This is a genomic window from Pseudomonas yamanorum, assembly GCF_900105735.1.
GTDB classification, from domain to species: Bacteria; Pseudomonadota; Gammaproteobacteria; order Pseudomonadales; family Pseudomonadaceae; genus Aquipseudomonas; species Aquipseudomonas yamanorum.
The window spans coordinates 3,555,734-3,580,157 of record NZ_LT629793.1; the positions used below are offsets into that span (position 1 = coordinate 3,555,734).

Sequence of the window (24,424 nt, forward strand, 5' to 3'; positions counted from 1 at the left end):
AGATTTTGGGCCAATGCTGTTAAACACTGGCCTATGCATAAACGGCATAATGTCGGTGTGACCCCGTTACCATGACGGACGTGTGTGCCAAAATGGTGCGTGCCCCGGGAGGATGTGATGAACCTTGAAAGCAAATGGCTGGAAGACTTTAGCGCCCTGGCTGCCACCCGCAGCTTCTCCCAGGCGGCTGAGCGGCGCTTCGTCACCCAGCCGGCGTTCAGTCGGCGCATCCGTAGCCTGGAGGCCGCGCTGGGACTGACCTTGGTCAATCGCTCACGCACGCCTGTCGAACTGACGGCGGCGGGGCAGCTGTTCCTGGTCACCGCGCGCACCGTGGTCGAGCAGCTCGGTGAAGTGCTGCGGCACTTGCATCACCTGGAAGGCGGGCAGGGTGAAGTCATGCAAGTCGCGGCGGCGCACTCCCTGGCGCTGGGCTTCTTCCCGCGCTGGATCGCGCAATTGCGCAACGAAGGGCTGAACATCGCCACGCGGTTGGTCGCCACCAACGTGGGCGACGCCGTGCATGCCTTGCGGGAAGGCGGCTGCGATTTGATGCTGGCGTTCTACGACCCGGATGCGGCCATGCAGATGGACCCGGAAATCTTCCCGTCGCTGCACCTGGGCAACACCGAGATGCTGCCGGTGTGCGCCGCGGATGCCGATGGCAAGCCGCTGTTCGACCTGGAAGGCGAGGGCAGTGTGCCGCTTTTGGCCTACAGCGCCGGCGCCTTCCTGGGGCGTTCGGTTAACCTGCTGCTGCGCCAGCGGGCGCTGCGCTTCACCACGATTTACGAAACCGCCATGGCCGACAGCCTGAAAAGCATGGCCCTTGAAGGCTTGGGCATCGCCTGGGTGCCGCAGTTGAGCGTGCGCGCCGAGCTGGCCCGGGGCGAACTGGTGGTGTGCGGCGGCCCGCAATGGCATGTGCCGCTGGAGATCCGGCTGTATCGCTGCGCGTTGGTGCGCAAGGCGAATGTGCGGTTGTTGTGGCGCAAGCTGGAAGGTGGTGCGGCGCAGTCCCCGGCGGCTGAGCGCGGTTAAATGTGGGAGCTGGCTTGCCTGCGATAGCGGTGTATCAGCTGACATTTCAGGCACTGACCCTCCGCCATCGCAGGCAAGCCAGCTCCCGCAGTATTTTGTGGTGTTTTCGCTGACCTGGAAGTCAATAAAACCGCCTGTTTGAGGTGTAAGACAGATGGTCATGCCAGGGGCTGTTTATCTGCGTTATTACGGTATACTGCGCGGCCTTCGGCCGGTCCAACCGGCCTTAATTCGTACAACAAGCCACGCTGGATTTCCCGCGTGGCTTGTTGTTTTTTGACGCGCCTGCGGGCGCCCAGAGAGAAGAGGCACGACGATGAGTGCATTGGTTGGCGTGATCATGGGCTCCAAGTCCGATTGGTCCACCCTTAGCCACACCGCCGATATGCTGGAAAAACTCGGCATTCCCTACGAAGTGAAGGTGGTTTCCGCCCACCGCACTCCGGATTTGCTGTTCCAGTATGCCGATGAAGCAGAATCCCGTGGCATCGAGGTGATTATCGCCGGTGCCGGCGGTGCAGCTCACCTGCCAGGCATGTGTGCGGCCAAGACTCACCTGCCAGTACTGGGCGTTCCGGTGCAGTCGTCGATGCTCTCGGGCGTGGATTCGCTGTTGTCCATCGTGCAGATGCCCGCCGGTATTCCGGTGGCCACCCTGGCGATCGGCAAGGCCGGTGCGATCAACGCAGCCTTGCTGTCCGCCAGCATCCTCGGCGCCAAGCACCCGCAGTTCCACGCGGTGCTGAAAAAATTCCGTGCTGAACAAACAGACAGCGTCCTGGACAATCCAGACCCACGCATTGCCTGAGGTTGTTGACGATGAAAATCGGTGTAATCGGTGGCGGCCAACTGGGCCGTATGCTGGCCCTGGCGGGTACGCCGCTGGGGATGAACTTCGCTTTCCTGGACCCGGCGCCGGACGCCTGTGCGGCTGCGTTGGGTGAACATCTGCGGGCTGATTACAGCGACCCGGATCACCTGCGCCAACTGGCGGATGAAGTCGACCTGGTGACCTTCGAGTTCGAAAGTGTCCCGGCTGAAACCGTGGCCTTCCTGTCGCAGTTCGTGCCGGTGTATCCGAGCGCCGAAGCCTTGCGCATCGCTCGTGACCGCTGGTTCGAGAAGAGCATGTTCAAGGATCTGGGCATCCCGACGCCGGCCTTCGCCGACATCCAGTCCCAGGCCGACCTGGACGCTGCAGTCGCCTCCATCGGCTTGCCGGCTGTGCTGAAGACCCGCACCCTGGGTTATGACGGTAAGGGCCAGAAAGTCCTGCGCACCGCCGCCGATGTGGTCGGTACCTTCGCCGAATTGGGCAGCGTCGCCTGCCTGCTGGAAGGCTTCGTGCCGTTCACCGGTGAAGTCTCGCTGATTGCCGTGCGCGCACGGGATGGTGAAACCCGCTTCTATCCGCTGGTACACAACACCCACGACAGCGGCATCCTCAAGCTGTCCGTGGCCAGCACCGACCACCCGCTGCAAGCCCTGGCCGAAGATTATTCGAGCCGTGTGCTCAAGCAACTGGATTACGTCGGCGTGATGGCGTTCGAGTTCTTTGAAGTCGACGGTGGCCTCAAGGCCAACGAAATCGCCCCGCGCGTGCACAACTCCGGGCACTGGACCACCGAAGGCGCCGAGTGCAGCCAGTTCGAAAACCACCTGCGGGCGGTGGCGGGCTTGCCGTTAGGCTCGACGGCCAAGGTCGGTGAGAGCGCCATGCTCAACTTCATCGGCGTGGTGCCGCCGGTTGATCGCGTGATCGCGATTGATGACTGCCATCTGCATCACTACGGCAAGGCGTTCAAGGCCGGGCGCAAGGTCGGCCACGCCAACCTGCGCTGCAAGGACCGCGCGACGCTGCAGGCGCAGATACTCAAGGTCGAAGCGCTGATCGCCGAGCAATAACCCAAGGCCGGGCGGGAACCATTGGTACCCGCCACCCTCTGATTGCAGGAAGCCAAAGTCTGACTAGGCTTTGACTTAGCTCACTTCAATCAGAGGGAAATGCCATGGGTATCATTGGAACCATCTTTATCGGTTTGATCGTCGGCCTGCTGGCGCGTTTCCTGAAACCAGGCGACGACAGCATGGGCTGGATCATGACCATCCTGCTGGGTATCGCCGGTTCGCTGGTTGCGACCTATGGTGGCCAGGCACTGGGCATCTATCAGGCGGGCCAAGGCGCAGGCTTCATTGGTGCGCTGGTGGGTGCCGTGGTGTTGCTGGTGATCTACGGTTTGCTGAAAAAGAAGTAATTTAGCGACCAAGCCCTCTGCGCTGCGCAGGCGCAGAGGGCTAGAATGCCGGCACTGTAATCCTTGCCGAGCCTCTCCATGCGCCGTCTTCTTTTGACTCTCCTATTGCTGGGCTCTGGCCTGGTGCACGCTGGCGAACTGCCGGAAACCGACTGGCTGGAACTGATGCCCAAGTCGGACCAGAAAGCCCTCGAAGAAATGCCGGAAATCGATCACAACTCCCCGGAAGCCCAAGGCACCTTCACCGCAAAGGGTGGCCTGAAGCAAAGCAAGGGGTTGCCGGCGGTGATGTATTCCACCAAGACCGTGGCTGCCATGAACGGCAAGAACATCCGCATCGGCGGCTACCCCGTGCCGCTTGAAACCGACGCGAAGGGCCGCAGTACGCTGTTCTTCCTGGTGCCTTACCCGGGCGCCTGCATCCACGTGCCGCCACCGCCGCCCAACCAGTTGGTGCTGGTGCGTTATCCCAAGGGTTTGAAGCTGGATGACATCTACACGCCGCTGTGGGTGACGGGCACGCTGAAGGTGGAGAAGGTCAACAATGACCTGGCCGATGCGGCGTATGCGCTGGATGCGGGGAAAGTGCGGGCGGTCAAAGAGTCGGATCTCTGATCTGACGCAGAACCTAATGTGGGAGCGGGCTTGCTCGCGAAAGTGGTGTGTCAGTCAGCACATGTATTGACTGACACGGCGCATTCGCGAGCAAGCCCGCTCCCACATTTTTGATTGGGTTTACAGGGCAATACCGGCGATGCTCACGCCCAGGGTATGGCTCTCACCCGGCGCCAGTGTCACTGCATCATCCAGCACGTTCGCGGTCTCGATGCACAGCATCCCCTGCCAGCCGTCGTCGGCCATGTCGCTGAAAGCCTTGGCGCGTTCGGTCCACGGGTTCCAGATCACCGTCGAGCGCGAGCCTGTGCTGGTGAGTTGGACGCGGCGCTGCCAGTCTTTATCGATAATGTTCAGTTGAGCCGGCGTGTCGAGGTAGATGCGGTCGGTCTCGGCGGTGAAGTGCAGCAGCCCGGATTGCTGCTTGTGGGTCCAACCGTCGGCGGTGTCGATATAGGTTCGCCCGTCCAGGCCGTCGACCTGCACGTTGCGTACATCGCTGACGGCAAAGTAGCTGTGCAGTGCCTGGCTGAGGCTGACGGTCTCGGTACCACGGTTATGGCTGGTCAGGCGGATGTGCAGTTGATCATCCAGCAGGATGCTCATCTTCAGGTCAACTAGATGCGGCCAGCCCGGGAAGCCGCCTTCAGGCACCGGCAGTTCCAGTTCAACCCGCAACGCCGTGCCTTCAGCTTCCACGCCAGCCAGCATCCAGTCCGCGGTCCGTACGAAACCATGCGCCCCAGCCGGCTCGTCACCCTGGTACATCGCCTTGACGCTTTGCGGGTTGCGGTCGAACACGCCAAACCATGGCCAGCACACCGGCACGCCGGTACGAATGCCTTTGCCTTTCTTGTACACCACCTGATCGTTGGGCCAGATGATTGGCTTCTCGCCAGCGCGCTGGTAGCTGACGATATGCGCGCCTTGCTGGGCCACCACCAATTCGGCGCCGTTATGGCGGATGCGCCACGCGTTCAGCTCATCCAGTTTTACGGTTTCAACGTTGGGCGTAGACATAGGCGCGCGCTCTCAATGGCAGACAATGGGGCAATGGACCGTCAAAACGTCGCGATGTTTAACGCGCCCGTGACGGAACCGACCGGGTGCGACCGCTGCCATCAATGGCAACAAACACAAACACCGCCTCGGTGACTTTGCGCCATTCGCTGGACAGCGGGTCGTCGCTCCACACTTCGACCATCATCTGGATCGAGCTGCGGCCGATTTCCAGGGCCTGGGTATAGAAGGACAACTGCGCGCCGACGGCCACTGGCACCAGGAATGCCATGCGATCAATCGCCACGGTCGCGACGCGGCCACCGGCAACCTTGCTCGCCATGGCCGTGCCGGCCAAGTCCATCTGCGCGACCAGCCAGCCGCCGAAGATGTCGCCGAAACCGTTGGTTTCACGCGGGAGTGCGGTAATTTGCAGGGCGAGATCGCCTTGCGGGATAGGATCTTCTTGTTCGAGTTCGATCATGCCGGTGCCTCTGACCCGTGACGCTTTATGGGTATTTCAAGTGGATAGCCGTCTCTGGAAAAACGTTTCAGCACCAACATACACCGCTCGATGCGTTTCTCGTAAGGCGTACTAAAGGGAAACTCTGCCAAATCGGCTGGAGGGACACCAACGGCGTTTTGGCACAGCAGCCCCTCAAGGATGCGGGTCTGGCGCTTGCAATGGGCGAGTATATCGAGCCGTCGGCGCCACGACGACCTCCCGGCGCTCATTTGGTCGGTAAATAGAGGCTGTATCGCGGCTTTTTCCGGCAACTGTGCTCCTGCTCATGCTAATTGCGCTTCTGCTACGGGAATATTTCGCTTATCTGAACTGTTAACGGCCCAACGCTGTGCTTTTTCAAGCGATTTGCTATCTTGCCAAGCCTGCCGCAAGTCCCGGGCTTGCCGTCCTGACTACTATAAGAGAAGCCTTGCCATGTCCTCCGTGCCCGCAAGCAGTGCGCAACCCTCGCGCCCGCTGACCCGCAACGACTACAAAACCCTGTCGCTGTCTGCCTTGGGCGGGGCGCTGGAATTCTACGACTTCATCATTTTCGTGTTTTTCGCCACAGTGGTCGGGAAACTGTTTTTCCCTGCCGAGATGCCCGAATGGCTGCGCATGATGCAGACCTTCGGCATCTTCGCCGCCGGCTACCTGGCGCGCCCGCTGGGCGGGATCATCATGGCGCACTTCGGCGACCTGCTGGGGCGCAAGAAGATGTTCACCCTGAGCATCTTCATGATGGCCGTGCCGACCCTGATCATGGGCCTGCTGCCGACCTACGCGCAGATCGGCCTGTGGGCGCCGATCCTGTTGCTGCTGATGCGCGTGATCCAGGGCGCGGCGATTGGCGGTGAAGTGCCAGGCGCGTGGGTGTTTGTTTCCGAACATGTGCCACCCCGTCACATCGGTTATGCCTGTGGCACCCTGACCAGCGGCCTGACGGCGGGCATTCTGTTGGGTTCGCTGGTGGCCACTGCCATCAACACCCTTTATAGCCCGGAGCAGGTGTCGGATTACGCCTGGCGGATTCCGTTCCTGCTGGGTGGTGTGTTCGGCCTGTTGTCGGTGTACCTGCGTCGCTGGCTGCACGAAACGCCGATCTTCGCCGAGATGCAGCAGCGCAAGACCCTGGCGGCCGAGCTGCCATTGCGCGCCGTGTTGCGTGACCACCGTGGGGCCATCGTGTTGTCGATGCTGCTGACCTGGTTACTCTCGGCCGGTGTGGTCGTCGTTATCCTGATGACGCCGACCGTGCTGCAAACGGTCTACCACTTCAGCCCTACGGTGGCGCTGCAGGCCAATAGCCTGGCCATCGTCACCCTGAGCCTGGGGTGTATTGCCTCCGGGGCCCTGGCCGATCGATTCAGTGCCGGGCGTGTGCTGATCATCGGTTGCGCGCTGTTGCTGGCAACTTCCTGGACGCTCTATCACAGCCTGATGGCGCACCCGGATTGGCTGTTCCCGTTGTACGCCTTGACCGGCCTGTTTGTAGGCACCATCGGTGTGGTGCCCTATGTCATGGTGAAAGCGTTCCCGCCAGTGGTGCGTTTCAGTGGTTTGTCGTTTTCCTACAACGTCGCCTATGCCGTATTCGGTGGCCTGACACCCTTGGCGGTGTCGCTGCTGATGAAGGAAAGCCCGATGGGCCCCGCTTACTACGTGGCTGTCCTGTGCGTGATGGGGATGGCCGTGGGTGGGTACCTGTGGAAGCGTGGGCGCTGACACGTTTTTTGAAAACTGACGGATAACCTTGTGGCGAGGGAGCTTGCTCCCGTTGAACTGCGCGGCAGTTCCATTTTGGGGGCCGCTACTCGACCCAACGGGAGCTAGCTCCCTCGCCACAGATTTTGCCTTACAACGATTACAGATTGTTTCCACGAAATCGCTCCAGCCTCCTCGCAAGCCCCGGATTTATTGACGTTTCTCCTTCCTGTCAGCTTCTTCATAAATGCTGGCCTTTCATCTAATTGTCATATTCCAGACATAGAGTGTTCACACGGCCTACCGATACTTGGCCCCGATCCAACTATCCCTATCTGCTAGGAGCAAGGCATGAAACTGAAACGTTTGATGGCGGCAATGACTTTTGTCGCTGCTGGCGTTGCGACCGCTAACGCGGTAGCCGCTGGTGTTGACCCGGCAATTCCGGCTTACGTGAAGACCACTGGTGTGTCGGGCAACCTGTCCAGCGTTGGTTCCGATACCCTGGCAAACCTGATGACCCTGTGGGCTGAGGGTTACAAAAAGGAATACCCGAACGTCAACATCCAGATTCAGGCCGCCGGCTCCGCCACTGCACCTCCTGCGCTGACTGAAGGCACCTCCAACCTGGGCCCGATGAGCCGCAAGATGAAGGACACCGAACTGGCTGCCTTCGAGCAGAAGTACGGCTACAAGCCAACCGCTATCCCGGTTGCCGTGGATGCCCTGGCCGTGTTCGTGCACAAGGACAACCCGATCCAGCACCTGACCATGGAACAAGTCGACGCGATCTTCTCCTCGACTCGTCTGTGCGGCGCCAAAGCTGACGTCAAGACCTGGGGCGACCTGGGCGTGACCGGCGACCTGGCCAACAAGCCAGTGCAACTGTTCGGTCGTAACTCGGTATCCGGCACCTACGGCTACTTCAAGGAAGAAGCCCTGTGCAAGGGCGACTACAAACCTAACGTGAACGAACAACCTGGTTCGGCGTCGGTTGTGCAGTCCATCAGCTCCTCGCTGAACGGTATCGGTTACTCGGGCATCGGTTACAAAACCGCCAGCGTGAAGACCGTGGCCCTGGCCAAGAAAGGCAGCACTGACTTCATCGAAGACAGCGAAGAAAACGCCCTGAACGGCAAATACCCGCTGTCGCGCTTCCTCTACGTCTACGTCAACAAAGCCCCGAACAAGCCTCTGGCCCCGCTGGAAGCCGAGTTCGTGAAGCTGGTTCTGTCCAAACAGGGCCAGGAAGTTGTAGTGAAAGACGGCTACATCCCGCTGCCAGCCAAAGTTGCCGCCAAGGCACTGGCTGACCTGGGCCTGAAAGAAGGTGGCAAATAAGCCTCCGGTAAACCTGCCTTGAACCGGGGCTTACCCACGGTTCAAGGCCTGGGCGGGGTCTGTAAGACCTGGACCTCGCCTCCCATTTTTTAATCCGCTGCCAGCCCTGCTACGCGGCGGATTTCTTGCGTCACTGCATTGTCATCTTTCTGTCATACAGGATCGCTAGGGTGTGCGCATGAATGATCTGGCCAATTCCACCATGACGACGACTTCTCCCCCCAAGCGCATTGATTTCAATACGCCTGAACTGCAACGCAAGCGCCGCATGCGCGCGCTCAAGGATCGCCTGACCCGCTGGTATGTGCTGATTGGCGGCCTCGCCGTCCTGGGCGCGATCACCTTGATCTTCTTCTTCCTCGCCTATGTGGTCGCTCCGCTGTTTCACGGCGCCAACCTGACCAAGGAAGACGCCCTGGCGCCTGCCTGGCTGCAGGACGCCGGCAAACCGCTGATGATCTCCATGGAAGAACAGAACCAGGTCGCCATGCGGGTTTCCGACAAAGGCCAGGCGCTGTTCTTCAACGTTGACACGGGGGCTGAACTCAAGCGCGTTGACCTGCCGTTGCCGGCGGGTGTGACAGTCGCCTCTATTGGTGAAGATCAGCCCGGCAGCCCGCTGGTGATCCTCGGCCTGTCCAACGGCCAGTCCCTGGTGTTCCGCCACACTTATAAAGTGTCGTACCCGGACGGCAAGAAGACCATCTCCCCAGCCGTCGAATACCCTTACGGCGAAACGCCGATCGTCCTCGACGAACAAGGCCGCTCCCTTGAGCACGTCGCCTTGAACGCGACCGACTCGACGCTGGTGGTGGCCGGTTCCAGTGGTGCCCATCTGAACGTGCTGTCCATCAGCCGTGAAGAAAACATGATGACCGAGGAAGTCACCACCGAGCAGAAGCGCATTGAACTGCCGCAAATGACCGAGCCGGTGAAAGCCATCTTCGTTGATCCACGCCAGCAGTGGCTGTACGTGATCAACGGCCGCGCCCAGGCCGACGTTTTCAGCCTGCGGGACAAGAGCCTCAACGGTCGCTACAAATTGTTGGACGACGGCGTGGCGCAAGTCACGGCCAGCACCCAATTGGTGGGCGGCATCTCGCTGATCATCGGTAACTCCAGCGGTGGCCTGGCGCAGTGGTTCATGGCCCGCGACCCGGACGGCGAACAACGCCTGAAGCAGATCCGTACCTTCCAGATGGGCACTGCGCCTATCGTTGAAATCACCGCTGAAGAACGTCGCAAAGGCTTCACCGCCCTCGACGCTTCCGGCAAGTTCGGCGTGTTCCACAGCACCGCCCACCGCACGTTGCTGGTGGACCAAGTGGTCGATAGCACCGGTATCTTCGGCATGTCGCCACGGGCCAACCGGGTGATCGTCGAAGCCGGTGGCAAGCTGCAACCGCTGCTCCTGGACAACCCGCACCCGGAAGTTTCCTGGAGCGCGCTGTGGAGCAAGGTCTGGTACGAAAACTACGACGAGCCTAAATACGTCTGGCAATCGACCGCCGCCAACACCGACTTCGAACCCAAGATGAGCCTGGCGCCCCTGACCTTCGGTACCCTGAAGGCCGCGTTCTACGCCATGCTGCTGGCGGCGCCACTGGCCGTCGCCGCTGCGATCTACACCGCCTACTTCATGGCTCCGAGCCTGCGCCGCAAGGTCAAGCCGGTGATCGAGTTGATGGAAGCGATGCCGACGGTGATCCTCGGCTTCTTCGCCGGCCTGTTCCTGGCGCCGTATGTCGAAGGGCATTTGCCGGGGATTTTCAGCCTGCTGATGCTGCTGCCGATTGGCATCCTGGTGGCCGGCTTCATCTTCAGCCGCCTGCCTGAGTCGATCCGCCTGCGGGTCCCGGATGGCTGGGAAAGCGCAATCCTGATCCCGGTGATCCTGTTTGTGGGCTGGCTCTCGCTGTACATGAGCCCGTACCTGGAAACCTGGTTCTTTGGCGGTGACATGCGCATGTGGATCTCCCACGACCTGGGCATCACCTACGACCAGCGCAACGCTCTGGTAGTCGGCCTGGCCATGGGTTTTGCGGTCATCCCGAACATCTACTCCATTGCCGAAGACGCCGTATTCAGCGTGCCGCGCGGCCTGACACTGGGCTCCCTGGCCCTGGGCGCCACGCCATGGCAGACCATGACCCGCGTGGTGATCCTGACCGCCAGCCCGGGCATCTTCTCGGCGCTGATGATCGGCATGGGCCGCGCGGTCGGTGAAACCATGATCGTGCTGATGGCCACTGGTAACACGCCGGTGATGGAGATGAATCTGTTTGAAGGCCTGCGCACCCTGGCGGCCAACGTCGCGGTGGAAATGCCCGAATCGGAAGTGGGCGGCAGCCACTACCGCGTGCTGTTCCTCTCGGCGCTGGTGCTGCTGCTGTTCACCTTCATCATGAACACCCTCGCCGAGCTGATTCGTCAGCGTCTGCGCAAGAAATACTCGTCGCTTTAAGAAAGGTAGAAGTCTGTGAAACAGAACTCCCTGAATGGATGGTTCAAGAGCGGCGCCCCGGGCGTCTGGATCAGCGGTGGCGCGGTGTCCATCGCGGTCATCATGACCATTGGTTTGCTGGCCGTGATTGCAGTGCGTGGCCTGGGCCACTTCTGGCCGGCCGACCTGATCCAGGCCAGCTACAACGTGCCGGGCCAGGAAAATCACATCGTTGTCGGCGAAGTGGTGCAGAAAGAGGAAGTGCCTCGCGAGCGCCTGAAAAGCGCTGGCCTGCCGGTGCCAGACCAAGGCCCGGAGTTCATGACTCGCGAGCTGATCAAGGTCGGCAACCGTGACCTGAACGGCAACGACTTCACCTGGATCGTCGGCGAGTGGCTGACCAACCAGACCAAGCCGGTCGAACTGATGGCCATCGAGCGTCGTGAGTGGGGCAACTTCTACGGCACCCTGGTCAACGTCAAGCAGGACGGCAAGGTCATCGCTGAAGGCGAAGCGGCCTGGCCGGAACTGCAAGCCCGTGTGGACCGCGTCAACAAGCTCGCGGCCCAGCTCAAGACCCTTGAGAAGTCCGACATCGGCGCCATCAACGCTGGCCTCGAACGCATCCGCCTGCACGGTCGCAAGCTGGAGCTGGAAGGCAAGCTGGACGCCACCGCCCAGGCCGACATGGACAGCGGCCGCGCCGAACTGAACAACCGCTACAAAGACATCGAAGCCCGCCTGGCGGACCTGCACACCCAGTTCAACCGCGACAGCCTCACCGCCCGCGATGCCAACGGCAAAGAAATCGAAATCGGCATCGGCAAGGTGGTGCATGCCTACCAGCCGAACGCCATGGGTTACATGACCAAGGTCGGCTTCTACTTCAGCAAGGTCTGGGAATTCCTCAGCGACGACCCGCGGGAAGCGAACACCGAAGGCGGGATTTTCCCGGCGATCTTCGGCACCGTGATGATGACCCTGATCATGGCGATGATCGTGACCCCGTTCGGCGTGCTGGCGGCGGTGTACCTGCGTGAATACGCCAAGCAGAACACCCTGACGCGGATCATCCGTATCGCTGTGAACAACCTGGCCGGTGTACCCGCCATCGTTTACGGCGTATTCGGCCTCGGCTTCTTTGTGTACGTACTGGGCGGCTCGGTCGACCGGTTGTTCTTCGCCGAAGCCTTGCCGGCACCGACCTTCGGTACGCCTGGCCTGCTCTGGGCGTCCCTGACCCTGGCGCTGCTGGCGGTACCCGTGGTGATCGTGGCCACCGAAGAAGGCCTGGCGCGGATCCCTCGCACCGTACGTGAAGGTTCTTTGGCACTGGGGGCGACCAAGGCGGAAACGCTGTGGAAGATCGTGCTGCCGATGGCCAGCCCGGCGATGATGACCGGCATGATCCTCGCCGTGGCCCGCGCCGCCGGTGAAGTGGCGCCGCTGATGCTGGTGGGTGTGGTGAAACTGGCGCCGTCGCTGCCGGTGGACGGCAACTACCCGTACCTGCACCTGGACCAGAAGATCATGCACTTGGGCTTCCATATCTATGACGTCGGCTTCCAGAGCCCCAACGTCGAGGCCGCGCGGCCGCTGGTGTACGCCACCGCGCTGCTGCTGGTGCTGGTGATCGCCACGCTCAACCTGTCGGCAGTGTGGATTCGTAACCACCTGCGCGAAAAATACAAAGCGTTGGACAGTTAAGCGGGCACCTGTGGGAGCTGGCTTGCCTGCGATGCAGGCGACTAGGTTGAACAGGTACACCGCGGTGATGCCATCGCAGGCAAGCCAGCTCCCACAGGGTTAGCGGTAGACACAGATTTTGAGTAAGCCGCCCCGGCGGTTCAACGAAACGAATTGGTAGCACAGGGAGCATCCCATGCAACATGAAACCCATTCCCACGGCATCAACATGTCAGCCCTGGGTCGCGACAAGCAGAGCCTGAGCCTGGCCCAGGAAACCGTGGCCATCGAAGTCCCTGGCCTGAGCCTTTACTACGGTGACAAGCAGGCGCTGTATGACGTCAGCATGAACATCCCGAAGCAGCGCGTGACCGCCTTCATCGGTCCGTCCGGTTGCGGCAAATCGACCCTGCTGCGCACCTTCAACCGGATGAACGATCTGGTGGACGGCTGCCGCGTCGAGGGCGCGATCAACCTCTACGGCACCAACATCTACCGCAAGGGCGAAGACGTGGCCGAACTGCGCCGCCGGGTGGGCATGGTGTTCCAGAAGCCCAACCCGTTCCCCAAGACCATCTATGAAAACGTGGTCTACGGCCTGCGTATCCAGGGCATCAACAAGAAGCGCATCCTCGACGAAGCCGTTGAGTGGGCATTGAAAGGCGCGGCACTGTGGGACGAGGTCAAGGACCGCCTGCACGAGTCGGCCCTCGGTTTGTCCGGCGGCCAGCAGCAACGTCTGGTGATCGCCCGTACCATCGCCGTGGAGCCGGAAGTACTGCTGCTCGACGAACCCTGCTCGGCACTCGACCCCATCTCCACGCTGAAAGTCGAAGAGCTGATCTACGAACTCAAATCCAAGTTCACCATCGTCATCGTGACCCACAACATGCAACAGGCGGCACGGGTTTCCGACTACACCGCGTTCATGTACATGGGCAAACTGGTGGAATTTGGCGACACCGATACCCTGTTCACCAACCCGGCGAAGAAGCAGACCGAAGACTACATCACCGGTCGATATGGCTAGCAGGTAGCGGGTTGCTCACTGAACTGATGCTGCGGTCGACCGCACCTTACTGGACGTTCCAAGGACGCCAACATGATTAGCAAAGAAGGCCTTACCCATCACATCTCCGCGCAGTTCAACGCCGAGCTTGAGGAAGTGCGCAGCCACCTCCTGGCCATGGGCGGTCTGGTGGAGAAGCAAGTCAACGACGCGGTTACTGCGCTGATCGAGGCCGACTCCGGCCTGGCCCAGCAAGTGCGCGAGATCGACGACCAGATCAACCAGATGGAACGCAACATCGACGAAGAATGCCTGCGCATCCTGGCCCGTCGTCAGCCGGCGGCGTCCGACCTGCGTTTGATCATCAGCATTTCCAAGTCAGTGATCGACCTGGAGCGTATCGGCGATGAAGCCACCAAGATCGCTCGCCGCGCCATCCAGTTGTGTGAGGAAGGCGAAGCGCCGCGCGGTTACGTGGAAGTGCGTCATATCGGTGACCAGGTGCGCAACATGGTTCGCGACGCCCTTGACGCGTTTGCCCGCTTCGACGCCGAGCTGGCGTTGTCGGTGGCCCAGTACGACAAGATCATCGACCGCGAATACAAGACCGCCCTGCGCGAGCTGGCGACTTACATGATGGAAGACCCGCGTTCTATCTCGCGGGTATTGAGCATCATCTGGGTGCTGCGTTCGCTGGAGCGTATCGGTGATCACGCGCGCAATATCTCGGAACTGGTGATCTACCTGGTCCGCGGTACCGACGTGCGGCACATGGGTCTCAAGCGCATGAAAGCAGAAGTTGAAGGCACAACCGATCAAATCCCTAATGTTCCGGGCGTTCCTGACGATAAGTAAGATTGCCCGAGAAATAAACGCCCGGCCTTTGGTCGGGCGTTTTCGTTTGTGGCGTTGGAATTTTTGGCAAAACGCCATCAGCGAAGCGTTATGCTTGCCGGGGTTTTTATAGGATGAAGGGTCGATGAGCAAAGTCAGTGTATTGGTGGTGGATGACGCCTCGTTTATTCGCGACCTGGTGAAGAAGTGCCTGCGTAACTACTTCCCGGGAATCAAGATCGAAGACGCGGTGAACGGCAAAAAGGCCCAGGCCATCCTGATGCGCGAAACCTTCGACATGGTGTTGTGCGACTGGGAAATGCCGGAAATGTCCGGCCTGGAACTGTTGACCTGGTGCCGTGAGCAGCCTCATCTCAAAGCCATGCCGTTTGTCATGGTGACCAGCCGTGGCGACAAGGAAAACGTGGTGCAGGCGATCCAGGCCGGGGTTTCCGGCTACGTCAGCAAGCCCTTCACCAACGAGCAGTTGCTGAACAAGGTCAAGCAGGCACTGAACAAGATCGGCCGCCTCGACGCGCTGATCGCCAGCGCGCCGACCAAGATGAACTCGGCGTTCGGCAACGACTCCCTGAGCGCCCTCACCGGCGGCAAGCCTGAAGCGCTCAAGCCGGCTCCGGTGGCCGCACCGAGCAAAGGCCTGCTCAACAACCAGCCGGTGCAGGCTGCTGTGGCAGCGTCGCCAGCCGGTGGTCGTGGCCAGGGCCAACTGCGCCTGTCCAGTGGCACCCAGCAATGTGTGATCAAAGCCCTGAGCATCAAGGAGGCGCTGCTGGTGGTGCGTCGCGGTGAAATCCTGCCTCAGGTCCTGGAAAGCGCCGTGCTCGACCTGGAGCAGGGCGAAAACGCCGAGGTGGCCCGTCTTAACGGCTACCTGCACGCTGTTGTCGCCTACGAACCCAAGCCTGACAGTGACTGGCTGCAACTGACCTTCCGGTTTATCGACCAGGATGCGCAGAAGCTCGACTACATCTCGCGGCTGATCGCCCGCGGGACAGCACAGAAGCATTTTGTGCCGGGTGCGTGATAGGCCCACATAGCACTGTCATGATCCCTTGTTAGCCTGCCATTCAGTCGTCCCTGGCAGGCCAACCCGATGCTCGTGCGCTCACTGCTGTTCTGTGGACTGTTCGCCGTCGTCATGCCGGCGATGTCCATGACCCTCTACAAATCCATCGACGCTGACGGCGCTGTGGTCTTCAGCGACCGATACACGCCCGGAGCGCAGGCGTTTGTGTATCAGGAGCGGGTGATTCCCAAGCCTGTATTCCCTCTGCAGCCCGCATCCTATCGCTATCCATTACCCTGGCGCGGCGGGCCGTTCCGTCTCACCCAAGGCCCCAACGGCACCTTCAGCCACTCCGAGCTCAAAAGCCGCTATGCGATGGACATTGCCATGCCCGAAGGCACGCCGATCATTGCGGCACGCGCAGGTGTGGTGCTGAAAACCGAGAACACCCAATCCGGGCGTGGCAGTGATCCATCGGGCAATTTCGTGCGGGTCCAGCACGATGACGGCACCCAGGGCGTGTACCTGCACCTCAAGCAAGGGTCGGTCAGCGTCAGGGAAGGGCAGCGCGTGGCGGTAGGCAGCCCGCTGGCGTTGTCGGGCAATACCGGCAACAGCAGCGGGCCGCATCTGCATTTTGTGGTGCAGCGCACGACGGCGTCGGGGCTGGTGTCGATTCCCTATGAATTCAACCAGCCGGTGCAGGCGTTGCCCAATTTTGCATTGGGCACGCGGTAAGGCTTAATCCAGCAGCAGCACCTTGGCCAACACGATCTTCGGCCCTTTCATCTTCTTGATGATGATGCGCAGGCCTTCGACTTCCAGCACTTCTTCCTCTTCCGGCACCCGCTTCAGGGTGTCGTAGATCAGTCCGGCCAGGGTTTCGGCCTCGATGTGATCCAGGTCTACGCCCAACAGGCGCTCCACCTTGAACAGCGGCGTGTCGCCACGCACCAGCAATTTGCCCGGCTGGTAAGCGAGGATGCCGCGCTCGGCCTTGCGGTGTTCGTCCTGGATGTCGCCTACCAGCACTTCCAGCACGTCTTCCATGGTCAGGTAGCCGATGACCTTGCCGTCGGCTTCTTCCACCAGGGCGAAGTGCGCGCCGCCTTTACGGAACTGCTCGAGCAGTTGCGACAGCGGCATGTGGCGCGATACGCGCTCCAGTGGGCGGGTCAGCTCGGCCAGGTTGAACGACTCGGGAATGTGGTCCAGGGCCGCCAGTTCCAGCAGCAGGTCCTTGATGTGCAGCAGGCCGACGAATTCGTTGCGCACGGCGTCGTACACCGGGTAGCGGCTGAACTTGTGGCGACGGAACAGCGCCAGGATTTCCTTGAGCGGGGCGTTGAAGTCCAGGGTTACCAGGTCTTCCCGGGAGTTGGCCCAGTCCACCACTTCCAGTTCACCCATTTCCACGGCGGAGGCCAGTACACGCATGCCTTGGTCGCTCGGGTCCTGGCCACGGCTGGAGTGCAGGATCAGTTTCAGTTCTTCACGACTGTAATGGTGCTCGTGGTGCGGGCCAGGCTCGCCTTGGCCGGCGATGCGCAGGATGGCGTTGGCACTGGCGTTGAGCAGGTAGATCGCCGGGTACATGGCCCAGTAGAACAGGTACAGCGGCACGGCGGTCCACAGCGACAGCAACTCGGGCTTGCGAATGGCCCAGGACTTGGGCGCCAGTTCACCGACCACGATGTGCAGGTAAGAGATGACGAAGAAGGCGGCAAAGAACGACACGCCCTTGATCACTTCCGGCGATTGCACGCCGATCGCGCCCAGCAACGGCTCGAGGATGTGCGCAAAGGCCGGTTCGCCGACCCAGCCCAGGCCCAGGGAGGCGAGGGTGATACCCAGCTGGCAGGCCGACAGATACGCGTCGAGCTGGCTGTGTACGGTGCGCAGGATCTGCCCGCGCCAGCCGTTCTTGTGGGCGATGGCCTCGACCCGGGTCGAGCGCAGTTTGACCATGGCAAATTCCGCCGCAACGAAAAAGCCGTTGAGCAGTACCAGGATCAGTGCAAAAAGAATCATGCCGAAGTCGGCGAAGAGTGTCGCGAGGGTGATGCCAGGGGAAGGGTCCATGATGGGGTTTTGCGGGTTCCGTCTAATCAAAAAGGGTGAGCAGGTGGGCCTGAAAGGCAGGCGCAAGTCCGCCAATGTAGCGGCTGACGGGGCGCTTGCCTAGTGGCGGCTGCCGGGTGGAGGGTCACTCGTCCTGATGAATGACCCGTGAACGTGTCATCTGTGCCGGCGGGAAATGGCAGGTAAAGGTACTGCCATGGCCCAACACACTGCTGATTTCCAGTCGCGCGCGATGGCGCAGCAACACATGCTTGACGATGGCCAGGCCGAGCCCGGTGCCGCCGGTGTTGGAGTTGCGGCTGGAGTCGACACGGTAGAAGCGCTCGGTGAGGCGCGGCAAGTGCTTGGCGTCGATGCCCATCCCGGAGTCCTGCACACTGAGGTGCGCGCCCTGGTCGTCGGCCCACCAGCGGATGCGGATGTTGCCTTTGTCCTGGGTGTATTTGACGGCGTTGAACACCAGGTTGGAAAACGCGCTGCGCAACTCGCCCTCACTGCCTTTGAGCAGGATCGACGGGTCGGCTTCGAGGGTAATTTGCTGTTCACGCTGCCCGGACAATGCCTGGGCGTCGCTCTTGATGGTCTGCAACAGGCTTTGCACCGGTACCGGGTGGTTGTCCGAGGGGTAATCGGTGGCTTCCAGCTTGGCCAGTAACAGCAGGTCGTTGAGCAGGGTTTGCATGCGCGAGCCTTGCTGCTGCATCTGTTGCAGGGCGCGGGTCCAGCGCGGGTTCACGTCTTCAACGTTATCGAGCAGAGTTTCAAGATAACCGCAGATCACCGTCAGCGGCGTGCGCAGCTCGTGGGAGACGTTGGCGACGAAATCCTTGCGCATCTGTTCCAGCTGATGGATGCGCGTGACATCACGCACCAACATCAAATGTTCGTTATTGCCGTAGCGCGTCAGGTACAGCTGGATACGCACGCGGTCGTTGGTCGGTGACGGGATTTCCAGGGCTTCTTCGTAGTTGTCCTGCTCGAAGTATTCCTTGAAGCGTGGGTGGCGCACCAGGTTGGTCACCGGCTGGCCGCTGTCCTGGGGCGTCTTGAGGCCCAGCAGAGTTTCTGCGGCGCGGTTCCACCATTCCAGGTTGCCGTCGCTGTCGAGCATGATGACGGCGTCTTTCAGCGCGGCCGTGGACTCCTGCACCCGATCGATCACCGCTTGCAGGCGCCCGCGTACGCGTTGGTCGCGGCGCTGCAGATGGTAGATGCTGTCGAACACCTCGCCCCACAGGCCGTAACCGTCGGGTGGTGCTTCATCAGGTTTGTGCTGGCGCAGCCACTCGTGAAGGCGCAGCAATTGCTTGAGGGTCCAGCCCAGGTAGACGCCCAGGCCGACGGCCAGGCTCCAGCCGTAATAGCCGCTGACCAGGCCCACCAGCAGGCAGCCAGTGATCAACAGGAGCATGTGGCGGATCAGGGTGCCATACCAGTTTTGATTCACTTGAACACGCGTCCTTTCAGCTGTCTGTGCAGTTCAGTCTGGCTCAGCCTTTGGTTGAAAATCGGTAGCCGGTGCCGCGCACGGTTTGTACCAGATTCTCGTAAGCGTCGCCCAAGGCTTTGCGCAGGCGGCGGATATGCACGTCGACGGTGCGCTCTTCCACATACACGTTGCCGCCCCAGACCTGGTCCAGCAGTTGGCCGCGGGTGTAGGCGCGCTCCTGATGGGTCATGAAGAATTGCAGCAGGCGGTATTCCGTGGGGCCCATCTCGGCGGGTTTGCCGTCGATGGTCACGCGGTGGCTGATAGGGTCCAGAATCAGGCCGTCGACTTCGATAGGCGCTTCGCCATCGGTTGGGCCGGCACGGCGCAGAACGGCTTTCAGACGGGCGACCAGTTCCCGTGGGGAAAAGGGCTTGGTGATGTAGTCATCGGCGCCGACTTCCAGGCCCTGGATCTTGTTGTCCTCTTCGCCCTTGGCGGTGAGCATGATGATCGGGATATCCCCGGTCAGCTCGTCACGCTTGAGGCGGCGGGCCAACTCGATGCCGGAGGTGCCGGGCAGCATCCAGTCCAGCAGGATCAGGTCCGGCTTGCGGTCGACGATAATGGCATGGGCCTGCTGGGAGTTCTCCGCCTCCAGGCAGTCATAGCCGGCCATTTCCAACGCAACGGCGATCATCTCGCGAATGGGCGCTTCGTCGTCAACGATCAGAATGCTCCTGCCAACCATGCTAAATCCTCTTGTCATTTAACTGTCTTGCGCCGCATTAGATAACGGAATTATTGCAGTCGTGTGACAGTAATTTAGTCGCTTGGGCAATCCTTGCCTCTCTGGACTACGCTTTGGGTCCGAATCCTGACAACCACAAAAGGAAGGTTCCCATGACTCACAGTACTTTTTCCTGGAAAGCCCTGCTGGTAACGGCCGCGTTAACGCTGCCGACACTGGCGTTTGCGGCAGACCCGGCGATGACCAAGGACGGGATGCTGGTGGACCACAAAGGCATGACCCTCTACACCTTTGCCAAGGACGCTGATGGCAAATCCATGTGCAACGACAAGTGCGCCGCCAATTGGCCGCCATTGATGGCCGAATCCACCGACAAGCCCATGGGCAAGTGGACCGTCATCACCCGTGACGACCAGAAAAGCCAGTGGGCCTACAGCGGCAAGCCGCTCTACACCTTCGTCATGGACAAGAAGGCCGGTGACATGACCGGCGAAGGCAAAATGGACGGGGCCTGGAAGGTCGCCAAGCCCTGAGTCAACCCGCTAGCGGTGAGGGGCGTGGCCCTTCACCGAAACCCATAGTCCGCCACAATCCCGACGAAAATCGCCAACCCGGCCCAGTGGTTGTGCAAAAACGCCTTGAAGCATTTGAGGCGGTCCTTGTCCCGGGTGTACCAGAACTCCCAGGCAAAACACCCGGCCGCCGCCAGCAAACCGAGGTGGAACCAGCCCCCCAGCTCAAAACGCATGCCCGCCAGCCACAGGCAAACCAGTGCCAGGCTCTGCAACGTCAGGATGATCACCCGGTCCGCATCGCCAAACAGAATGGCGGTGGATTTGACCCCGATTTTCAGGTCATCGTCACGATCGGTCATGGCGTAATAGGTGTCGTACCCCACCGTCCATAACAGGTTGGCGATGTATAACAGCCATGCCGCGGCTGGCAGGCTGCCCGTCTCGGCGGTGAACGCCATCGGCATGCCCCAGGAAAACGCCGCGCCCAATACCACCTGCGGGTAGTAGGTGTAGCGCTTCATGAACGGATAACTGGCCGCCAACGCAAGGCCGCCCAGGGACAGCCAGATCGTCATGGAATTGGTCAGCAATACCAGCAGGAAGCTGATGAACATCAGCACCGCGAAGAACACCAGCGCCTCTTTCGAGCTGATCTTGCCGCTCACCAGCGGCCGCTGTTCGGTGCGCTTCACGTGACCATCGACCTTGCGATCAGCCCAGTCATTGATGACGCAACCACCGGCCCGGGTGAGTATCACGCCGAGCACGAAGATCGCGATATTGAGCAGCGATGGCGAACCCTTGCCGGCAATCCACAGCGCCCACAGCGTGGGCCACAGCAGCAGATAGATGCCGATGGGCTTGTCCATGCGGGTCAACTGGATGAAGTCCCAGGCCCTCGGGTTCAAGCGATTCAGGGATTTGAGCAGGCGCTGGTACATCAGAAACGCTCCGGATGGTCGTGCACGGCTTGCCACAGGGTCGGCAGGAAGATTTCAGCCACCAGCACGCTCAGCGGCCCGCGATCAAAGCGCGAGCGGCGCGCCCACAGGTCATCGACCTGGTCCGCCACGGGCAGCCATTCCCGTGGGTAGCGGCACACCTCGATGGCCTGGCGAGTGAAGGCGTGGTCACAAAACAGCAACTCCCCCAACGACCGGCTGCCCAACTCGTCCATGTGCAAGCCGTCGCCCTGCAAGGCGCTGCGGGCGGCCACGCTGCGGGCAAACACCCACGGCTGGCCATGGCCACGCAAATACACCTCGCGCACCCAGCCGATGCTGGCGGCGGGCAAGTCCAGGGTGGCGCATTCGTCGTCACGCAGCGGTTGCCAGCCTTCGAACAGCGGCGTCACGCTGAAGCCATCGTTGGACAGGCGCGTCAGGCGCCGGGTCAGCGAACCTTCATCGAACAGCCAGTTGAGTGTCAGCGGCGCGGGCAGTGGGCTCAGAAGGCTCTGGGTCAGCCATCGGCAAGCATCGGAAAGGGCGTTTGAATGCGGCACGGAGGGTCATTATTGGCAGTTAATGAGGCGGCGAGCTTACCATGGTGCCCTGGACTTTTGCCGGAGCGCGCCAGGCCCATGCGTCGATCATGCTTGCATCTGCGCGTGCCGATCAGTACAAAACGCCCTGAGCCGCACGGCAAGGCTGGATCTATCGACCGTCGGCCAGTACGCCTGGACCCTGAGGAAGCGAGTAATGAAGAAGTGGCAATGTATCGTCTGTGGCCTGATCTACGACGAAAAAGACGGATGGCCGGATGACGGCATCGCCCCGGGCACCCTGTGGCAGGACGTCCCCGAAGACTGGCTGTGCCCGGACTGCGGCGTAGGCAAAATGGATTTCGAAATGATCGAAATCGGCTGATTGCTGATTTAAGACGCAATTAAAGAACCGTACTACAAGGAGAAAGGAATGAACGCACCTGTCGTGATCGTCGGCACGGGTTTGGCCGGTTACAACCTGGCTCGGGAGTTTCGCAAACTCGATAGCGAAACCCCGCTGTTGCTGATCACCGCAGATGACGGGCGCTCCTACTCCAAGCCCATGCTCTCCACCGGCTTTGGCAAGAACAAGGAAGCCGATGGCCTGAGCATGGCTGAACCGGGTGCCATGGCCGAGCAACTGAAGGCCGAAGTGCGCACCCACACCCGCATCAGCGGCATCGACCCGGGCCACAAGCGCTTGTGGATCGGTGAGGAAGCGGTGATCTACCGCGACCTGATCCTGGCCTGGGGCGCAGAAACTGTGCGGGTGCCGGTACAGGGCGACGCTGCCGACCTGATTTTCCCGATCAACGATCTTGAAGACTACGCACGCTTTCGTGCCGCTGCGGCCGGTAAGCGCCGGGTGCTGCTGCTGGGCGCCGGGCTGATCGGCTGCGAGTTCGCCAACGACCTGATCCTCGGCGGCTACGAGATCGACCTGGTGGCGCCGTGCGAGCAAGTCATGCCGACGCTGCTGCACCCGGCGGCGGCTGCGGCGGTGCAGGCCGGCCTTGAAGGCCTGGGGGCGCGTTTCCACCTGGGCCCGGTGCTCAATCGCCTGCAACGCACCGCTGACGGCCTGGAAGCCCACCTGTCTGATGGCGAAGTGATCCAGTGTGACCTGGTGGTGTCTGCCATCGGCCTGCGCCCGCGTGTCGATCTGGCCGCCGCTGCCGGCTTGCAGACCAACCGCGGGATTATGGTGGACCGCCACCTCAAGACCTCCCACGCCAACATCTACGCCCTGGGCGACTGCGCCGAGGTCGATGGCCTGAACCTGCTGTACGTGATGCCGCTGATGAGCTGCGCCCGCGCCCTGGCCCAGACCCTGGCGGGCAACGCGACGGCCGTCAGCTACGGCCCGATGCCGGTCACGGTAAAGACCCCGATCTGCCCACTGGTCGTCTCGCCCCCGCCACGGGGTACCGAAGGCGTGTGGAGCGTCGAAGGGCAGGGCGGCGACATCAAGGCCCTGTGCCGCGACGCCAGTGGCCGCCTGCTGGGTTACGCCCTAACCGGCACAGCCGTGATGGAGAAACTGGCCCTTAACAAAGAACTTCCGCCGCTACTGGCGTAAATGCTGGTCGTTCTGTCGGAATAAGCATCATTTTGACCGTAGAAAGGTCGCCGTGAGACTGGCGCAGGCCCCGATGGCATGCCATCCTCACTCCCGTCTGCCGCAGAGTAGAGCCTGCGGCGCCTTGGGCGCTGCTCCGAAAGAGAGCAGCACGGACATAACAACAAAAAACCGTCAAAGAGGCTTCACTTATGCGTAAACCAGAACTCGCAGCCGCTATTGCTGAAAAAGCAGACCTGACCAAAGAACAGGCCAACCGCGTACTCAACGCCGTACTCGAAGAAATCACCGGCGCGCTGCATCGCAAGGACAGCGTCACCCTGGTGGGCTTCGGCACCTTCCTGCAGCGCCACCGCGGCGCCCGCACCGGCAAAAACCCGCAAACCGGCGAGCCGGTGAAAATCAAGGCGAGCAACACCGTTGCGTTCAAGCCAGGCAAGTCGCTTAAAGACAGCGTCAATCCGTAAGTAAAGAAGCCTGCGCTACGCACATGCGAGTGTGAGCGCGGGATAAAAAATGGGCACGCCGACTGGGTCGGGTGCCCATTTTTATTTGTCGTCGAACAGTTCTTGCATGCTATGCGCTGCTTTATTTACACGTTCAAGTGCAACGTCGTTACCAACGCGCAAGTCCTCGGGTAACTCGAAGTGCCCCATACAGTCGTTCTCGTTCAGTGCATGGCGCAAATGAGCTATAACGCGGTAGATAATATGATCCATGCGCCAGCAGATAGAGGGTTCGACGCCGGAGAGTTGCTCAGGTGTTGCAGCTTGAATGTGGGCACCAATCCAGATTTTGGAGCCGAAGGCAAATTGGATGGACTCATAGTTGGAAGAAGTTTTTTTATAATCTGGATCGCTAAAGAGAATCTTCCAGCGCGGGATATCGGAAAAGCGCATGCTGCAGAAAATAGGTCTGAAGAGACGATGTGAAGTGTCTACTTCAGCGATAGAGCTGGGTATATGAGTATAAAACCGGGCGAACACCTCGACCAGATGGCCTAGCGCAGGTGGGATCAACTCAATATAACGGGCAATCACGAATCCCGGCGTCTCTGAAGCATCGACGGCAGGAATGTAGAAAAGATCGCCCGGTTTGGGTGACTTCAGGATCTTCATAGGGC

Annotated in this window: 25 protein-coding genes; 17 read left to right on the top strand and 8 right to left on the bottom strand. The window is 60.8% G+C overall.

Translation table 11 applies throughout. From position 1 onward, the window contains the following. The first annotated feature begins 117 nt into the window (after window positions 1-117). The 5 genes from BLU46_RS16670 (at window position 118) to BLU46_RS16690 (ending at window position 3,911) form a co-directional block, all read left to right on the top strand. Window positions 118-1,041 carry a LysR substrate-binding domain-containing protein gene (locus tag BLU46_RS16670; RefSeq protein WP_063033807.1) on the top strand — a complete coding sequence of 308 codons (924 nt, stop codon included), beginning with the start codon at window positions 118-120 and terminating at the stop codon, window positions 1,039-1,041. Between the two features lie 316 nt (window positions 1,042-1,357). Beyond that, window positions 1,358-1,849 (top strand): 5-(carboxyamino)imidazole ribonucleotide mutase, encoded by a 492-nt coding sequence (gene purE, locus BLU46_RS16675; protein WP_003195648.1) that lies wholly within the window; start codon window positions 1,358-1,360, stop codon window positions 1,847-1,849. Between the two features lie 11 nt (window positions 1,850-1,860). After that, a complete protein-coding gene (locus BLU46_RS16680; protein ID WP_017476761.1) occupies window positions 1,861-2,946 on the top strand; it encodes a 5-(carboxyamino)imidazole ribonucleotide synthase in 1,086 nt (361 codons plus the stop codon). Between the two features lie 104 nt (window positions 2,947-3,050). Continuing rightward, the gene (locus tag BLU46_RS16685; RefSeq protein ID WP_003213408.1) at window positions 3,051-3,296 is read left to right on the top strand and encodes a GlsB/YeaQ/YmgE family stress response membrane protein; all 246 of its coding nucleotides are present in this window, start codon (window positions 3,051-3,053) and stop codon (window positions 3,294-3,296) included. 78 nt (window positions 3,297-3,374) lie between these two features. Beyond that, window positions 3,375-3,911, top strand: coding sequence for a DUF3299 domain-containing protein (locus tag BLU46_RS16690; RefSeq protein ID WP_093203593.1), 537 nt, complete (start codon window positions 3,375-3,377; stop codon window positions 3,909-3,911). Window positions 3,912-4,031: 120 nt separating this feature from the next. On the opposite strand, the gene BLU46_RS16695 is transcribed toward BLU46_RS16690, so the two are convergent. After that, window positions 4,032-4,931, bottom strand: coding sequence for a D-hexose-6-phosphate mutarotase (locus tag BLU46_RS16695; protein ID WP_093203599.1), 900 nt, complete (start codon window positions 4,929-4,931; stop codon window positions 4,032-4,034). A 58-nt stretch (window positions 4,932-4,989) separates the two neighbouring features. After that, window positions 4,990-5,394, bottom strand: a complete 405-nt coding sequence (locus BLU46_RS16700) for an acyl-CoA thioesterase (RefSeq protein ID WP_003176975.1) — start codon at window positions 5,392-5,394, stop codon at window positions 4,990-4,992. A gap of 456 nt (window positions 5,395-5,850) precedes the next feature. Here BLU46_RS16700 and BLU46_RS16710 point away from each other — a divergent pair, with 456 nt between their 5' ends. The 8 genes from BLU46_RS16710 (at window position 5,851) to BLU46_RS16750 (ending at window position 16,197) form a co-directional block, all read left to right on the top strand. Next, window positions 5,851-7,140, top strand: a complete 1,290-nt coding sequence (locus BLU46_RS16710; RefSeq protein ID WP_093203603.1) for an MFS transporter — start codon at window positions 5,851-5,853, stop codon at window positions 7,138-7,140. Between the two features lie 330 nt (window positions 7,141-7,470). Further along, window positions 7,471-8,460, top strand: coding sequence for a phosphate ABC transporter substrate-binding protein PstS (locus BLU46_RS16715; RefSeq protein WP_003213401.1), 990 nt, complete (start codon window positions 7,471-7,473; stop codon window positions 8,458-8,460). A gap of 430 nt (window positions 8,461-8,890) precedes the next feature. Beyond that, entirely contained in the window at window positions 8,891-10,924 is a 2,034-nt protein-coding gene (locus BLU46_RS16720) for an ABC transporter permease subunit (protein WP_172834593.1), read from the top strand. A gap of 15 nt (window positions 10,925-10,939) precedes the next feature. Further along, a complete protein-coding gene (pstA, locus tag BLU46_RS16725) occupies window positions 10,940-12,610 on the top strand; it encodes a phosphate ABC transporter permease PstA (RefSeq protein ID WP_017476755.1) in 1,671 nt (556 codons plus the stop codon). Between the two features lie 175 nt (window positions 12,611-12,785). Continuing rightward, the gene (gene pstB, locus BLU46_RS16735; RefSeq protein ID WP_017476754.1) at window positions 12,786-13,619 is read left to right on the top strand and encodes a phosphate ABC transporter ATP-binding protein PstB; all 834 of its coding nucleotides are present in this window, start codon (window positions 12,786-12,788) and stop codon (window positions 13,617-13,619) included. A gap of 72 nt (window positions 13,620-13,691) precedes the next feature. Further along, window positions 13,692-14,453: a phosphate signaling complex protein PhoU gene (gene phoU, locus BLU46_RS16740; RefSeq protein ID WP_063033814.1), complete on the top strand. Its 762-nt coding sequence runs from the start codon at window positions 13,692-13,694 to the stop codon at window positions 14,451-14,453. Window positions 14,454-14,577: 124 nt separating this feature from the next. Continuing rightward, a complete protein-coding gene (locus BLU46_RS16745) occupies window positions 14,578-15,477 on the top strand; it encodes a response regulator (RefSeq protein ID WP_093203609.1) in 900 nt (299 codons plus the stop codon). Between the two features lie 69 nt (window positions 15,478-15,546). Continuing rightward, entirely contained in the window at window positions 15,547-16,197 is a 651-nt protein-coding gene (locus BLU46_RS16750) for a M23 family metallopeptidase (RefSeq protein WP_093203613.1), read from the top strand. Window positions 16,198-16,200: 3 nt separating this feature from the next. Here the strand turns inward: BLU46_RS16750 and BLU46_RS16755 are convergent, their stop codons facing one another. The 3 genes from BLU46_RS16755 to phoB all read right to left on the bottom strand — a co-directional run bounded on the left by BLU46_RS16755 (window position 16,201) and on the right by phoB (window position 19,721). Then, window positions 16,201-17,541: a hemolysin family protein gene (locus tag BLU46_RS16755; RefSeq protein ID WP_003213385.1), complete on the bottom strand. Its 1,341-nt coding sequence runs from the start codon at window positions 17,539-17,541 to the stop codon at window positions 16,201-16,203. A 124-nt stretch (window positions 17,542-17,665) separates the two neighbouring features. Then, window positions 17,666-18,988: a phosphate regulon sensor histidine kinase PhoR gene (phoR, locus tag BLU46_RS16760; protein ID WP_063033817.1), complete on the bottom strand. Its 1,323-nt coding sequence runs from the start codon at window positions 18,986-18,988 to the stop codon at window positions 17,666-17,668. A 43-nt stretch (window positions 18,989-19,031) separates the two neighbouring features. Then, window positions 19,032-19,721 carry a phosphate regulon transcriptional regulator PhoB gene (gene phoB / locus BLU46_RS16765; RefSeq protein ID WP_003195617.1) on the bottom strand — a complete coding sequence of 230 codons (690 nt, stop codon included), beginning with the start codon at window positions 19,719-19,721 and terminating at the stop codon, window positions 19,032-19,034. 152 nt (window positions 19,722-19,873) lie between these two features. Between phoB and BLU46_RS16770 the strand changes: the two genes are divergently transcribed. Beyond that, window positions 19,874-20,254, top strand: a complete 381-nt coding sequence (locus BLU46_RS16770; protein ID WP_063033818.1) for a COG4315 family predicted lipoprotein — start codon at window positions 19,874-19,876, stop codon at window positions 20,252-20,254. 32 nt (window positions 20,255-20,286) lie between these two features. Here BLU46_RS16770 and ubiA read toward each other — a convergent pair whose 3' ends face one another. Together ubiA and BLU46_RS16780 are read right to left on the bottom strand one after the other, a co-directional pair. Beyond that, entirely contained in the window at window positions 20,287-21,177 is an 891-nt protein-coding gene (gene ubiA, locus BLU46_RS16775) for a 4-hydroxybenzoate octaprenyltransferase (RefSeq protein ID WP_063033819.1), read from the bottom strand. Continuing rightward, window positions 21,177-21,740, bottom strand: a complete 564-nt coding sequence (locus tag BLU46_RS16780) for a chorismate--pyruvate lyase family protein (RefSeq protein ID WP_063033820.1) — start codon at window positions 21,738-21,740, stop codon at window positions 21,177-21,179. The genes ubiA and BLU46_RS16780 overlap by 1 nt, the downstream gene beginning before the upstream one ends. A gap of 196 nt (window positions 21,741-21,936) precedes the next feature. Between BLU46_RS16780 and BLU46_RS16785 the strand changes: the two genes are divergently transcribed. The 3 genes from BLU46_RS16785 to BLU46_RS16795 all read left to right on the top strand — a co-directional run bounded on the left by BLU46_RS16785 (window position 21,937) and on the right by BLU46_RS16795 (window position 23,768). Further along, window positions 21,937-22,104 carry a rubredoxin gene (locus BLU46_RS16785; RefSeq protein ID WP_017476746.1) on the top strand — a complete coding sequence of 56 codons (168 nt, stop codon included), beginning with the start codon at window positions 21,937-21,939 and terminating at the stop codon, window positions 22,102-22,104. Between the two features lie 48 nt (window positions 22,105-22,152). Then, window positions 22,153-23,301 (top strand): NAD(P)/FAD-dependent oxidoreductase, encoded by a 1,149-nt coding sequence (locus BLU46_RS16790; RefSeq protein WP_063033821.1) that lies wholly within the window; start codon window positions 22,153-22,155, stop codon window positions 23,299-23,301. 191 nt (window positions 23,302-23,492) lie between these two features. Next, window positions 23,493-23,768 (top strand): HU family DNA-binding protein, encoded by a 276-nt coding sequence (locus tag BLU46_RS16795; RefSeq protein ID WP_003213368.1) that lies wholly within the window; start codon window positions 23,493-23,495, stop codon window positions 23,766-23,768. An 81-nt stretch (window positions 23,769-23,849) separates the two neighbouring features. Here BLU46_RS16795 and BLU46_RS16800 read toward each other — a convergent pair whose 3' ends face one another. Further along, window positions 23,850-24,419 (bottom strand): hypothetical protein, encoded by a 570-nt coding sequence (locus BLU46_RS16800; protein ID WP_063033822.1) that lies wholly within the window; start codon window positions 24,417-24,419, stop codon window positions 23,850-23,852. Window positions 24,420-24,424 lie beyond the last annotated feature (5 nt).